Genomic DNA, 14,137 nt, shown 5'->3' with positions numbered 1-14,137 from the left:
TCCCCGCTCTTGAATCTGCTGACGTAATTAGTCAATAAACCCATTTGCTGTTAGATGCCTACACAGCACCGAACAACCCATGCGGATCAATCACAAACTTCTTCGGCACGCCCGAATCAAACTCGCCATAACCCCGCGGAGCCTCATCCAGACTGATCACCTCGACACCCACTATGTCGGCGATCTTGATGCGGTCCCACATGATGGCCTGCATCAACTGGCGGTTGTATTTCATGACCGGGGTCTGGCCGGTATGGAAGCTGTGGGATTTGGCCCAGCCCAGGCCGAAGCGAATGCTCAGGCTGCCCATTTTTGCGGCGGCGTCCACGGCTCCCGGGTCTTCGGTGACGTACAGGCCGGGGATGCCGATCTTGCCTGCGACGCGCACCACGCCCATCAACGAGTTGAGAACGGTGGCGGGTGCTTCGGCCTGTGCTCCGGCGTGACCGTGGCCGCGAGCCTCAAAGCCCACCGCGTCGATGGCGCAATCCACTTCAGGCTCGCCGAGCAGGGCAGCGATCTGCTCGTGCAAAGGGGTGTCCTGGGACAGGTCGGCAATTTCGAAGCCCTGAGCCTTGGCATGAACCAGACGCGTCGGGTTGACGTCGCCGACGATCACCACGGCAGCGCCCAGCAAGCGTGCTGACGCCGCCGCAGCCAGGCCGACCGGGCCGGCGCCTGCAACATAAACCGTACTGCCAGGGCCAACCCCGGCAGTCACTGCGCCGTGGTAGCCGGTGGGCAGGATGTCGGACAGGCAGGTCAGGTCGCGGATTTTTTCCATTGCCGCGTCGCGGTCCGGGAGTTTGAGCAGGTTGAAGTCAGCGTAAGGCACCAGCACGTACTCGGCCTGACCGCCGACCCAGTCGCCCATGTCGACGTAGCCGTATGCACCGCCGGGGCGGGCCGGGTTGACCGTCAGGCAGACGCCGGTGTTCTGTTCCTTGCAACTGCGGCAGCGACCGCACGCCACGTTGAACGGCACAGAAACCAGATCACCGACTTTCAGATGTTCCACGTCGCGCCCGGCTTCCAGCACCTCGCCGGTGATTTCATGACCGAGTACCAACCCGGTTTGCGCCGTCGTGCGACCACGCACCATGTGCTGATCAGAGCCGCAGATATTGGTGGAGACTACGCGCAGGATCACGCCGTGTTCGATGCGCTTGCCGCGTGGGTCTTCCATTTTCGGGAAAGGAATTGATTGCACTTCGACCTTGCCAGCGCCGAGATACACTACACCGCGATTACCAGACATACATGTCACCTCGCTTTTATTGTGGTGGAGCAGAGAGAAGCCGTTGCAGCTATAAAACCACCGTCCTGTTGGCGTTGAGAAACACCCGCCGTTCGATGTGATAACCGACCGCACGGGCCAGTGTCAGTCCTTCGATGTCTCGACCTTTGGCAATCAGGTCTTCGGGATAGTGGCTGTGATCAACCACTTCCACGCCTTGAGCAATGATCGGGCCTTCGTCCAGATCGTTGTTGATGTAATGCGCGGTGGCACCCACCAGTTTCACACCCTTGTTGTAAGCCTGATGGTAAGGCTTGGCACCCTTGAAACCGGGCAGCAGCGAGTGGTGGATGTTGATCGCCTTGCCGTCCAGCTTGCGGCACAAATCGGGTGAAAGGACCTGCATGTAGCGGGCAAGAATCACCAGTTCTGCACCAGACTCTTCAATGACCTGCCAGACTTTGGCTTCCTGCGCGGGCTTGTCGTTCGGGTCCAGTGGGAAATGGTAGTACGGAATGCCGTGCCAGCCAGCCAATGGCTCAAGATCCGGGTGATTGGACACCACCGCGACCACGTCCATGGACAGTTGATTGATACGCTGGCGGTAGAGCAGGTCATTGAGGCAGTGATCGGCTTTCGAGACCATGATTACTACTTTTGGCCGGTAGTTGGGCGCCGTGAGTTCGAAGATCATGCCGAACGTTTCACCGCGCGCGCTCAGCCCGGCCCTGAACGCCTGCTCGTCGAAAGCCTCGGGCTGACGAAATTCCACACGGATGAAGAAGCGTCCCGAGAGACGGTCATCGAAGGAGTGATGTTCTGTGACGTAGCAACCCTGCTCGAACAGAAAGCGCGTCACTGCGTCTACCGTACCCAGCATGCTGGGGCAGTCGGCGGTCAAAATCCATGTATCGGGCGCGCGGCTCATTGAATCAATGCTCCAGAGTATTTGTTATCCGCAAATATGACTGACAGTGCCAGCCTGTAGGCTTGGGCAGGACGCAGAGCGTCCGGAACTGCGTTCCCACGCGGAGCGTGGGAACGATAATCCAAGAGTCTTCATTGAGACCGACGCTACGGTTTCAGCCCCGGTTCCCGGCTCTTCACGCCTGAATGCTCAGCCCGTACTCTGCGCTCGCATCCTGCAACCACAGCCACCAGTAATCCGAGAAGCTGCGGCGGACCAGCAGTTCCCAGGTTTCTTCGCCAGTGCGGCGGATCACCAGTTGTGATTTGGCGAACACCGTGCCGACGGCCTTGCCCACCGGGAAGTTGTCCGGGTGCACGTCGTAGCTGGTGGACTTCATCAGCACCTGACGCACTTTCGGCCCGGTCAGTTCAAGTATCGACTGGCCGCCGCTGACGTTGACGATGGAGATATGCAGCCCGGTCAGCGCCTCGCGCAGCTTTTGCTCTGCCGCAAACTCTTCGCCACTCGGCACGATCAGCAGCCATTCATCCGGGCCAAGCCATTGCAGTGAGCTTTCGCCGTTGACCACCAGCATCAGTGCCGCTGGCAGTTCCATGCCCAGCGCCTTGTGCACGCCAGCGGCGAAGGCCTGGTCGTGGGCATCACCGCGAATAGTCAGATGGCCCAACAGCTTTTTCTCGCGCAGGAACACGCCGGGGCTGGCGCGACCCTTGCCGATCAGGCTGTCGAGGTTTGCATGGAACAGCGGCGACTCGGCTTTGACATCGGTGGTCGGGCGCTGCTGGTAAACGTTCGCTGTGGTCATGAATCACCTGCCTTGAATTCTGTGTGCTGCTGATGATCGGCGCTCCGCGTGTTACTCGACATTCTGGCGCTCACCCTTTGGATCGAAGAACACCGAGGAAACGATCTCGGCTTCGATCACGCTGCCGTCTGCCAGAGGCGCGAACACCCGCTCGCCCATACGCGCCAGGCCGCCTTTGACCACGCCCATCGCGAACGAATAGCCCAGCGAGTTGTGTGCATAGCTGGAGGTCACGTGACCGACCATGCTCATCGGGATGGTCTGTTTGGTGTCGAACACCAGTTGCGCACCCTCTGGCAGCCATTTGGTCGGGTCGACAGGCTTGAGGCCGACCAGTTGCTTGCGTTGTTCGCGTACACAGTCTTCGCGATTCATACCGCGCCAGCCGATCCAGGAGAATGGCTTGGTCCGGCCGACACACCAGCCCATGTTCAGGTCGTCCGGGGTCATCGAGCCATCGGTGTCCTGGCCGACGATGATGAAGCCCTTTTCAGCGCGCAGTACGTGCATGGTTTCAGTGCCGTAAGGCGTCAGGTTGTACTGTTTGCCTGCCTCGGCGATCTTTTCCAGAACGCCCATGGCGTAGTCAGCCTGAATGTTGACCTCGTAGGAAAGCTCACCGGTAAACGAGATACGGAACACGCGTGCCGGCACGCCTGCGACCAGACCTTCTTTCCAGGTCATGAACGGGAAGGCTTCACGGCCCAGATCGATATCGGTGACTTCGCTGAGCAGCTTGCGGCTGTTGGGGCCGGACAGCGTCAGGGTCGCCCAGTGATCGGTCACTGATGTGAAATACACCTTCAGGTCCGGCCATTCGGTCTGCTGATAGATTTCCAGCCATTGCAGGACGCGTGCAGCGCCGCCTGTAGTGGTGGTCATCAGGAAGTGGTTGTCGGCAAGGCAGGCAGTCACGCCATCATCGAAGACCATGCCGTCTTCCTTGCACATCAGACCGTAGCGGGCCTTGCCCACGTCCAGTTTGGTCCACGCGTTGGTGTAGATGCGGTTGAGGAATTCGCGGGCATCCGGGCCTTGAATGTCGATCTTGCCCAGCGTCGAAGCGTCCAGCAGACCCACACTGTCACGCACAGCCTTGCATTCGCGAGCGACGGCTGCGGGCAGGTCTTCACCGTTTTTCGGGAAGTACCACGGGCGTTTCCACTGACCGACGTCTTCGAATTCGGCACCGTTTTTGACATGCCAGGCGTGCAGTGCGGTGAAACGCACGGGTTCGAAGATGTGTTTGCAATGACGCCCGGCTATCGCGCCGAACGTGACCGGCGTGTAGTTGGGGCGGAACATGGTGGTGCCCATTTCCGGGATCGGCACGTTCAACGAACGCGCGGCGATGGCCAGACCGTTGACGTTGCCCAGCTTGCCTTGATCGGTACCGAAACCCAGCGCGGTGTAGCGTTTTACGTGCTCGACCGACTCGAAACCTTCACGGGTCGCCAGCTCGATGGCGGCAGCGGTCACGTCGTTCTGCAGGTCGACGAATTGCTTGGGGGCCCGAGCGGTGCCTTTCTCGTGCGGCACCTGAAACAACGCCAGCGTCGGCTCTTCCGCACGGCTGAGGGCTTTGGGCATCACGCCTTCGACCACCTTGAAGCCCGCTTCGCTGGCCGCGCGCACGCCACCTTCGAAGCCATCGGCCAGGCTGTCAGCCAGACTGTAGACGCCGTTGACGCCGCCTACGCAGATACGTTTCTGCGGTGCTTCGCCCGGTACAAACCCGAGGATGTCCTCACGCCATACCGGCTTGCCACCCAAGTGCGAGGCCAGGTGCACAATCGGGCTGTAGCCGCCGGAACTGGCCACCAGATCGCAATCAAGCCATTCGCCGGGGCTGGTGACTGCGTGCGTCTTGACGTCGATTGCGGCGACGCGGGCAGCTGTCACGCGTTTGCTGCCACGCGCTTCAATCACTGCGCTGCCGGTCAGGATGCGAATGCCTTTGGCACGGGCTTCCTCAACCAGCGGGCCGCGCGGGTTGTGCCGCGCATCGGCAATCGCAACCACATGCAGGCTGGCGTCGAGCCAGTCCAGCGCAACGCGGTAGGCATGGTCGTTGTTCGTGGACAGCACCAGTTTTTTTCCCGGCGCTACGCCGTAACGCCGGACATAGGTCGAAACGGCGCCGGCCAGCATGTTTCCCGGCACATCGTTGTTGCCGTAAACCAGCGGGCGCTCGTGAGTGCCGGCAGCCAGCACCACACGCTTGGCGCGTACCCGGTGCATGCGTTGGCGAACCATGCCGATAGGGGCGCGATCACCGAGGTGATCGGTCAGACGTTCGTGAATGGTCAGGAAATTGTGATCGTGGTAGCCGTTGACCGTGGCGCGCGGCAGCAATGTCACGTTGCGCAGGCTTTTCAGCTCGGCGACCACCGTAGCCACCCATTCGGCAGCGGGTTTGCCATCGAGACTTTCACGGCTGTCGAGCAGGCTGCCGCCGAACTCTTCCTGTTCATCCGCAACGATCACCCGGGCACCACTGCGGCCCGCAGCCAGCGCGGCGGCCAGACCGGCAGGGCCTGCGCCGACGATCAGCACGTCACAGTGCTGGTTCATCGCGTCGTAGCTGTCCGGATCATTCTCGGTCGGCGAGCGCCCCAGGCCCGCTGCCTTGCGGATGTACTTCTCGTAAGTCATCCAGAACGATTGCGGGTACATGAAGGTTTTGTAGTAGAAGCCCGGTGGCATCAGCTTGCCGCCAACCTTGCCCAGAATGCCCATGACGTCGGTGTTCACGCTTGGCCAGCCGTTGGTGCTGGTGGCTACCAGTCCCGCATAGAGCGCTTGTTGCGTGGCGCGCACGTTGGGGATTTGCGTCGCTTCGGTCGCGCCGATCTGCAACACGGCGTTTGGCTCTTCCGAACCCGCTGCGAAGATGCCGCGCGGGCGGGAGTATTTGAAGCTGCGGCCGATGATATCGACGCCGTTGGCCAGCAGGGCAGAGGCCAGCGAGTCGCCTTCAAAGCCCTGATAGGTCTGGCCGTTGAAGGTGAAGTTGAGCACCTTGCTGCGATTGATACGGCCGCCGTTGGGCAGGCGCTGGGTCTGGCTCATACCTTGTCTCCCTGATCCGTGAACTGCGGTTTCGTACCAATCGGATAGGTTTCGAGAATCTCGTAGGTCACGGTATTGCGCGTCATGTTGAAGTACTGGCGGCAACCGGCAGCGTGTATCCACAGCTCGTGGTGCAGGCCGCGCGGGTTATCGCGAAAGAACATGTAGTCGCCCCATTGCTCATCGGTGCAGGCACCGGGGTCCAGCGGGCGCGGGATATGCGCCTGACCGGACGGGTGGAATTCCTCTTCGGAGCGCAGTTCGCCACAGTGAGGACAGAAGATATGCAGCATGGTCGGGTTCTCCTGTTAGTGGGCTACGGCTGCAGCGCCGTGTTCGTCGATGAGCGCGCCGTTGTGGAAACGGTCGATGGAGAACGGCTTGGCCAGCGGGTGCATCTCGCCCTTGGCCAGACTGGCGGCAAACACGTTGCCCGAGCCCGGCGTGGCCTTGAAGCCGCCTGTGCCCCAGCCGCAGTTGAAGAACATGTTCGGCACCGGCGTCTTGGAAATGATCGGGCAGGCGTCCGGCGTGGTGTCGACGATGCCGCCCCACTGGCGGTTCATGCGCACACGCGACAGCACCGGAAACATCTCAACGATGGCCTGAATAGTGTGTTCGATCACCGGGTAAGAGCCACGCTGGCCATAACCGACCCAACTGTCGATACCGGCACCGATCACCAAGTCGCCCTTGTCGGACTGGCTGATGTAGCCATGCACGGCGTTGGACATGATGACGCTGTCGATAATCGGCTTGATCGGCTCGGAGACCAGTGCCTGCAAAGGATGTGATTCGATCGGCAGACGAAAGCCCGCCAGTTTGGCCATGTGCCCGGAGTTACCGGCGGTTACCACGCCGACACGTTTGGCACCGATGAAACCCTTGTTGGTTTCGACGCCGATGCACACGCCGTTTTCCTTGCGAAAGCCGATGACTTCGGTCTGCTGGATAAGGTCCACGCCCAGGGCGTCGGCGGCACGCGCAAAGCCCCAGGCCACTGCGTCGTGACGAGCTACGCCGCCACGGCGCTGAACGGTTGCGCCGATGATCGGGTAGCGGGTGTTTTTCGAGCAGTCCAGGTATGGGATTTCCTCAGCGACCTGCTTGCCGTTGAGCAGTTCGCCATCTACACCGTTCAGGCGGTTGGCGCTGACACGCCGCTCGGAGTCGCGCATGTCCTGCAAGGTGTGGCACAGGTTGTAGACGCCGCGCTGGGAAAACATGACGTTGTAGTTCAGGTCCTGAGACAGGCCTTCCCACAGTTTCATCGCGTGCTCATAAAGGTGGGCCGACTCGTCCCACAGGTAGTTGGAGCGCACGATGGTGGTGTTACGCGCGGTGTTGCCGCCGCCCAGCCAGCCTTTCTCGACCACGGCCACATTGGTGATGCCGTGCTCCTTGGCCAGATAGTAGGCAGTCGCCAGACCGTGCCCGCCACCGCCGACGATGACCACGTCGTAGACCTTTTTCGGGGTCGGCGTGCGCCACATGCGCTGCCAGTTTTCGTGATGGCTGAGGGAATGCTTGAGAAGGCCGAAGCCTGAGTAATGCTGCATGTAAGGCTACTCCTGACTCAGCGATAAACCGGGAAATCGGCGCACAAGGCTGCTACCTGGCTGGCGACGTTGGCCTCGACATCGGCATCACCGAGGTTATCGAGAATGTCGCAGATCCAGCCCGCCAGCTCGACGCATTGGGTCACCTTGAAGCCGCGGGTGGTGACGGCCGGCGTGCCGATGCGCAGACCGGAGGTCACGAACGGCGACTGCGGGTCGTTGGGCACCGAGTTCTTGTTGACGGTGATGTGCGCACGGCCCAGAGCGGCGTCGGCGTCCTTGCCGGTCAGGCCCTGACGGATCAGGCTGACCAGAAACAAATGGTTGTCGGTCCCGCCTGAAACCACATCGAAGCCGCGGTCGATGAATATCTGCGCCATCGCTTGTGCGTTGTCGATGACCTGCTGTTGATAAGCCTTGAAACCTGGCTCCATCGCTTCCTTGAAGCACACGGCCTTGGCGGCGATAACGTGCATCAGCGGGCCGCCCTGACCGCCGGGGAAGACGGCAGAATTGAATTTCTTCTCCAGCTCTTCGTTGGCCTTGGCGAGAATCAGGCCGCCGCGTGGGCCACGCAGTGTCTTGTGCGTGGTGGTGGTGACCACATCGGCATACGGCAGCGGGTTCGGATAGAGACCGGCAGCCACCAGACCTGCAACGTGTGCCATGTCGACGAACAGGTAGGCACCTACCTTGTCGGCTATTTCACGGAGGCGCGGAAAATCCAGCGTCTTCGAATAGGCCGAGAAACCGGCAATGATCATTTTCGGCTGGCATTCGACGGCGATGCGTTCGACTTCGTCGTAATCGATCAGCCCGGTGGTGGTGTCGATGCCGTACTGCACGGCGTTGTAGAGTTTGCCCGAGAAGCTGACCTTGGCACCGTGGGTCAGATGACCGCCGTGCGCCAGGCTCATACCCAATACAGTGTCGCCTGCTTGCAGCAACGCCAGATAGACCGCTGCGTTGGCCTGGCTGCCGGAGTGTGGCTGGACGTTGGCGTAATCGGCCCCGAACAGCTGTTTGGCGCGCTCGATGGCCAGTTGCTCGACCTTGTCGACGTGCTCGCAGCCGCCGTAGTAACGCTTGCCAGGGTAGCCCTCTGCGTACTTGTTGGTCAGGCCGCTGCCCTGCGCCTGCATCACGCGTTTGCTGGTGTAGTTCTCCGAGGCGATCAGCTCGATATGGTCTTCCTGACGCTGCTCCTCGGCGTTCATTGCCGACAACAGTGCGTCGTCATAACCCTGGATCTGGTCTTGCTTGCTGAACATCGCGGATCTCCCAGCGGCGGCGCGGCGCCTGACTTGTCGTTAGGGCCGAACAGAGCCCTCTGAGAGCGATGGTAGGGCCGGACCGAAGTCGCCAAATGCCTATGGACGCCACACAAAGGTGCGTTTACGACATGGGGGCCAAGGGAACGGAAATAGCAGAAGAGGCGTTGTGCAGTGACGAGGCCGCAAACGAAAAAGCCCGCTCCCGGCTGGAGTGATTCCAGCACAGGGAAGCGGGCTTGTCGGTTTCAGACTTTAATTTTCAGGCCTTAGCCGTGGTTTTTGCCCAGCAGTGCGTGATACAGCTCGGTATCCCCGAGAATGCCGACCACTTTGTTGCCGTCCTGCAGGACCAGCTTGTTGCCGGTCTGGTAGCGGATCTGCAATGCGTCGCGCATGCCGATGTTGGAGTGCACCAGGGTAGGGCGACGGTCGAGCGTGCCGACGTCCTGGCCGGGGGTCCAGTTCTGCAGATCGAGGGGCGTAGCACCTTGCCGTGCGCCCTTGATCACATTGCCTTCGGCCAGGTCGAGCCATGAGTCGCCGCTCGGGTCCAGGCACACCGAATCGTTGACGTGCGTGCACTCATCGACCGTGCGCATCAGGCTACGACCACACAGCACGTTCAGTGGATTAGTGTGCGCAACGAAGGTACGAACGTATTCATCTGCCGGGTTGAGGACGATCTGTTCCGGCACGCTGTACTGGACGATGCGGCCATCTTTCATGATCGCGATTCGGCTGCCGAGCTTCAGGGCTTCATCCAGATCGTGGCTGACGAAGACGATGGTCTTGCTCAGCTTGCTTTGCAGGGCCAGCAGTTCGTCCTGCAAGCCTTGGCGGATGAGCGGGTCAAGCGCCGAGAACGGTTCGTCCATCAGCAGAATGTCGGCATCCATTGCCAGTGCGCGGGCCAGCCCCACTCGCTGCTGCATGCCACCGGACAGCTCGTCCGGCTTCTTGTTGCGCCACTGTGTCAGGCCCACCAGCTCGAGCTTTTCATCGACCAGCTTGCGTCGTTCCTTTTCCGGGCGACCCTGCATTTCCAGGCCGAAGCTGATGTTCTCGCGTACTGTCAGCCAAGGCATCAGGGCGAACTTCTGAAAGACCATAGCAATGCGCTTGGTGCGCATCATTTTCAGCTCGGCCGCGCTGCAGTTGGCGATGTTGATCTGCGAGCCTTCATGCTCGACGAACAACGAGCCACGGCTGACGGTATTGAGGCCGTTGATGCAGCGCAACAGGCTGGATTTACCCGAGCCGGACAAGCCCATCAACACGCAGATTTCGCCTTTCTCGATGTCCAGACTGGCGTTCTCGACGCCGACGATCTGCCCGGTTTTCTTCAGAATCTGGTCACGCGTGAGGCCTTCGTCCAGCAGCTTGAGGGCTTCACGCGGGTCCTTGGAGAAGATGACGTCTACCTTGTCGAATTTGATGATACTCATGCGTCGGACCCTACCTTGGCTTCGGGTTGTTTGCAGATACGGTCGAGCATGATGGCCAGCAATACGATTGCCAGACCGGCTTCGAAGCCGAGCGCGATATCGGCTGTGTTCAGTGCGTTGACCACGGGTTTGCCCAGACCATCGGCACCGACCAGCGCGGCAATCACTACCATCGACAACGACAGCATGATGCACTGGGTGATCCCGGCAGCGATGCTGGGCATGGCGTAGGGCAGTTCGATGCGGGTCAGCAACTGGCGGCGCGACGAGCCGAAGGCCTTGCCGGCGTCCAGCAATTCCTGGGGTACATCGCGGATGCCCAGATACGTCAGGCGAATCGGTGCAGCAATGGCGAAGACCACGGTCGAGATCAGGCCGGGCACCACGCCCAGACCGAATAGCGTAAGGGTCGGGATCAGATAGACGAACGTGGGAACAGTCTGCATCAGATCGAGCAATGGCCGGATGATGGTGTAGAACAGCGGCTTGTGCGCGGCAATGATGCCCAGCGGCACGCCGATGACGACACACACCAGCGTGGCGAAGAGCACCTGCGCCAGGGTTTCCATGGTTTCCTGCCAGTAATGCAGGTTGAGGATCAGCAGAAACGAAAGGATGACGAAAACCGTCAGGCCCCACTTGCGCTGGATGAAATGCGCGAGGGCGGCGATAAGGCCGATCAGTACGAATGGATTGAACCAGGTCAGCGCGAAAGTGAACCCGTGGATCATCATTTCCAGTGTCGAGGCAATCGCGTCGAAGTAGTCGGCGCCGTTGGCCGTCAACCAATCGACAAATGCGGCGATGTACTCGCCCAGAGGGATTTTATGGTCAGTCAGCATGATTTCGGGTGTCCGCTTGCGGAAGGTGAAGAGGGCAGCAGGCGGGTCAGCCCCGCCTGCTGTCGGCTTACTGGGTCAACTTGGCTTTGGCTGCCTCCAGGCCTGGCTTGCCATCGACGGTGGTCACGCCGGCGAGCCAGGTGTCGAGTACTTGCGGGTTTTTCTTGATCCACGCCTTGGCGGCGGCATCAGGCTTCATTTTGTCGTCCAGGACGTTGCCCATCAGGGTGCTTTCCATGTCCAGTGTGAAGGACAGGTTCTTGAGCAACTGACCTACGTTGCTGCATTCCTGACTGTAGCCTTTGCGGGTGTTGGTGTAGATGGTCGCCTGGCCATAGTTGGGGCCGAAGAAGTCATCACCGCCAGTCAGATATTTCATCTTGAAACGCGTGTTCATCGGATGCGGTTCCCAGCCGAGGAACACGACGTCGTTTTTGCGTTTCACGGCGCGGTCAACCTGCGAAAGCATTGCGGCTTCGCTCGACTCTACAACCTTGAAGCCTGCGTCCTTCAGGCCGAAGGCGTTCTTGTCGATCATGCTCTGGATCAGGCGATTGCCGTCGTTGCCGGGCTCGATGCCGTAGATCTTGCCGCCCAGCTCCTTCTTGAATTTGACGATGTCGGCGAAGTCATGCAGGCCTTTGTCGTAGAGCGCTTCCGGGACGGCCAGGGTGTACTTGGCGTTCTCCAGGTTGGCACGCACGGTTTCGACGGTCCCGGCTTCGCGGTAAGGCTTGATGTCGTTTTCCATGGTCGGCATCCAGTTGCCGAGGAACACGTCCATGTTCTTGCCGTCGGCCAGCGACTTGTAGGTCACCGGTACGGAAATCATGGTGGTCTTGGTCTTGTAGCCCAGTGACTCGAGTACAGCGCTGGTGACCGCAGTGGTAACGGTGATATCGGTCCAGCCTACGTCGGAGAAGTTGACCGTATGACAGGCCTCTGGCTCGGCTGCCTGAGCAAGCACCGGCATACAGAGCGTAGCGGCCAACAGCAACGATTTGGAACCTTTCATGGGTGGACTCCTGTGAGTTTCTTCTAGTCATCAGCAGGTGAACGCTGACGCGGCTTATGGGTTGGCGAGGCTTTTCGCGAAGCTCCATCACTGCGCCGGGCGATCGAGTCGGAACCGATCATGTAACAGGGAAAATCAAACGCCTACAGGGGGCGTCGTATCCAGTGCAGGAGGCGTCGTATCCAGTGCGCGCAAGGTCGCTTACAGATTCGTTGCATCGTACACACGCCCGGTTGCAGTGTTGGAACTGCTGAAAAGCGGCCAGTACGTTACACAGTCGCTGCGCAGGTCGGCAGCGGTCGGTTGGCAGGTCGGTGCCTGCGCGAACGCGGTCTTTTGGAGGGAGGTAACGCCGACAAGTTCATTATCGGGTCAGCCCATGCGGTCGTGACGCCAGGTCTGACCATCACTTTTGATGGCTGCGCGGTTTTTGATCACACGTCTCGGTGGCCGCCACCTTTTAGCGCGAAAACCTGCTGACGACCTGATTTTTCAGGGAGTGCCTTGAGTAGCACTTGGTGCACGTTCAGCCCGATGGCGTTTCCCAGTGTGCTACCGAATTGCTCATCAGGAGTACGGCCAGCGCGCCTTGGCGTCGCAAACAGACACTCGGGTCGCTGCCGGATAGACACTTCGCGACGTCGTTTTCAGGTGTTATTGAATGGCTGATCAATTTCCGGCATGGGATTTGCGATGTCATCACAAAGCCCATCAATGACGAGGGCTATAAGAAGAGCCTGTCCTGGGGCCAACCTATGCCATATGTGAGGAGATAGTGTGATGACATCGTTCAATCAAGGGGCTCAACCTCAGAACCGCGCGCCACAATCCATCGGCTTTCTGCTGCTGGATAACTTCACCCTGATCTCCCTCGCATCGGCGGTAGAACCTCTTCGCATGGCCAATCAGCTGTCGGGCCGCGAGCTGTATCGCTGGACCACGTTGAGCGTGGACGGCGGTCAGGTGTGGGCCAGTGACGGTTTGCAGATCACACCGGATGCCGCCATGCACAAGGCCCCGGCACTCGACACCGTCATCGTCTGTGGTGGTGTCGGCATTCAGCGCACCGTAACGCGTGAACACGTGAGTTGGCTGCAGAGCCAGGCGCGTCAGTCACGTCGCCTCGGCGCGGTGTGCACCGGCAGTTGGGCGCTGGCGTGTGCCGGCTTGCTGGATGGCTTCGATTGCAGTGTGCATTGGGAGTGTCTGGCTTCAATGCAGGAAGCCTTTCCACGCGTGTCGATGAGCACCCGGCTGTTCACCCTGGACCGCAACCGCTTCACCAGTTCGGGTGGCACCGCACCACTGGACATGATGCTGCACCTGATCAGCCGCGATCATGGTCGTGAATTGTCGGCCGCGATTTCCGAGATGTTCGTCTACGAGCGCATTCGCAACGAACAGGATCATCAGCGCGTGCCGCTCAAGCACATGCTGGGTACCAATCAGCCAAAACTGCAGGAAATTGTGGCGTTGATGGAGGCCAATCTTGAAGAGCCGATCGACCTTGACGAGCTGGCGGTGTACGTCGCCGTGTCGCGCAGGCAGCTGGAGCGACTGTTCCAGAAATACCTGCACTGCTCGCCGTCGCGCTATTACCTGAAACTGCGCCTGATCCGCGCCCGGCAACTGCTCAAGCAGACACCGATGTCGATCATCGAAGTGGCGTCGGTTTGCGGCTTCGTATCGACGCCACACTTCTCAAAATGCTACCGCGAATACTTTGGCATTCCGCCGCGTGACGAGCGCGTAGGTTCCAACACCGCACAGCAGGTCGCGATGATGCCGATCCCACAGGCAATGGTGCTCGCCCCATTGTCCGGACCGATGTCGGCGTTGAGTCAGGCGCGTAATGAATCGACGTTCGCGAGTGTGAGGCTTTAGTCGCCGTACGCCACAAGAGGACGCGAAGCGTCCAGAAAGGCATGCGACGCGGAGCGCCGCACGATAGTTGCGA

General features: G+C 60.1%; 11 protein-coding genes. 1 reads left to right on the top strand and 10 read right to left on the bottom strand.

What is annotated here, in order from left to right:
- Positions 1 to 58 precede the first annotated feature (58 nt).
- From fdhA to AO068_RS10225, 10 genes are all read right to left on the bottom strand, one after another.
- Positions 59 to 1,258, bottom strand: a complete 1,200-nt coding sequence (fdhA, locus tag AO068_RS10270) for a formaldehyde dehydrogenase, glutathione-independent (RefSeq protein ID WP_058408302.1) — start codon at positions 1,256 to 1,258, stop codon at positions 59 to 61.
- 49 nt (positions 1,259 to 1,307) lie between these two features.
- Positions 1,308 to 2,165: a formyltetrahydrofolate deformylase gene (gene purU, locus AO068_RS10265; RefSeq protein WP_003432560.1), complete on the bottom strand. Its 858-nt coding sequence runs from the start codon at positions 2,163 to 2,165 to the stop codon at positions 1,308 to 1,310.
- Between the two features lie 175 nt (positions 2,166 to 2,340).
- Positions 2,341 to 2,973 carry a sarcosine oxidase subunit gamma gene (locus AO068_RS10260; RefSeq protein ID WP_058401205.1) on the bottom strand — a complete coding sequence of 211 codons (633 nt, stop codon included), beginning with the start codon at positions 2,971 to 2,973 and terminating at the stop codon, positions 2,341 to 2,343.
- Between the two features lie 51 nt (positions 2,974 to 3,024).
- Positions 3,025 to 6,045: a sarcosine oxidase subunit alpha gene (locus tag AO068_RS10255; RefSeq protein ID WP_058408301.1), complete on the bottom strand. Its 3,021-nt coding sequence runs from the start codon at positions 6,043 to 6,045 to the stop codon at positions 3,025 to 3,027.
- A complete protein-coding gene (locus AO068_RS10250; RefSeq protein WP_002555603.1) occupies positions 6,042 to 6,338 on the bottom strand; it encodes a sarcosine oxidase subunit delta in 297 nt (98 codons plus the stop codon). The genes AO068_RS10255 and AO068_RS10250 overlap by 4 nt, the downstream gene beginning before the upstream one ends.
- 15 nt (positions 6,339 to 6,353) lie before the next feature.
- Entirely contained in the window at positions 6,354 to 7,604 is a 1,251-nt protein-coding gene (locus tag AO068_RS10245) for a sarcosine oxidase subunit beta family protein (protein ID WP_002555602.1), read from the bottom strand.
- A gap of 17 nt (positions 7,605 to 7,621) precedes the next feature.
- Positions 7,622 to 8,875, bottom strand: coding sequence for a serine hydroxymethyltransferase (gene glyA, locus AO068_RS10240; RefSeq protein ID WP_058408300.1), 1,254 nt, complete (start codon positions 8,873 to 8,875; stop codon positions 7,622 to 7,624).
- Positions 8,876 to 9,144: 269 nt separating this feature from the next.
- Positions 9,145 to 10,323 (bottom strand): choline ABC transporter ATP-binding protein, encoded by a 1,179-nt coding sequence (gene choV / locus AO068_RS10235; protein WP_002555600.1) that lies wholly within the window; start codon positions 10,321 to 10,323, stop codon positions 9,145 to 9,147.
- The gene (gene choW, locus AO068_RS10230; RefSeq protein WP_170846044.1) at positions 10,320 to 11,168 is read right to left on the bottom strand and encodes a choline ABC transporter permease subunit; all 849 of its coding nucleotides are present in this window, start codon (positions 11,166 to 11,168) and stop codon (positions 10,320 to 10,322) included. Before choW ends, choV begins: the two co-directional genes overlap by 4 nt.
- A gap of 64 nt (positions 11,169 to 11,232) precedes the next feature.
- Positions 11,233 to 12,180 (bottom strand): choline ABC transporter substrate-binding protein, encoded by a 948-nt coding sequence (locus AO068_RS10225; RefSeq protein WP_058401207.1) that lies wholly within the window; start codon positions 12,178 to 12,180, stop codon positions 11,233 to 11,235.
- Positions 12,181 to 12,960: 780 nt separating this feature from the next.
- Here AO068_RS10225 and AO068_RS10220 point away from each other — a divergent pair.
- A complete protein-coding gene (locus AO068_RS10220) occupies positions 12,961 to 14,064 on the top strand; it encodes a GlxA family transcriptional regulator (protein ID WP_002555597.1) in 1,104 nt (367 codons plus the stop codon).
- Positions 14,065 to 14,137: the final 73 nt, after the last annotated feature.

It is taken from the genome of Pseudomonas sp. ICMP 3272 (assembly GCF_001466905.1).
Lineage (GTDB): Bacteria > Pseudomonadota > Gammaproteobacteria > Pseudomonadales > Pseudomonadaceae > Aquipseudomonas > Aquipseudomonas amygdali.
Note: the sequence above shows the minus strand (reverse complement) of the source record. Positions and strands in the feature narration are given on the sequence as shown.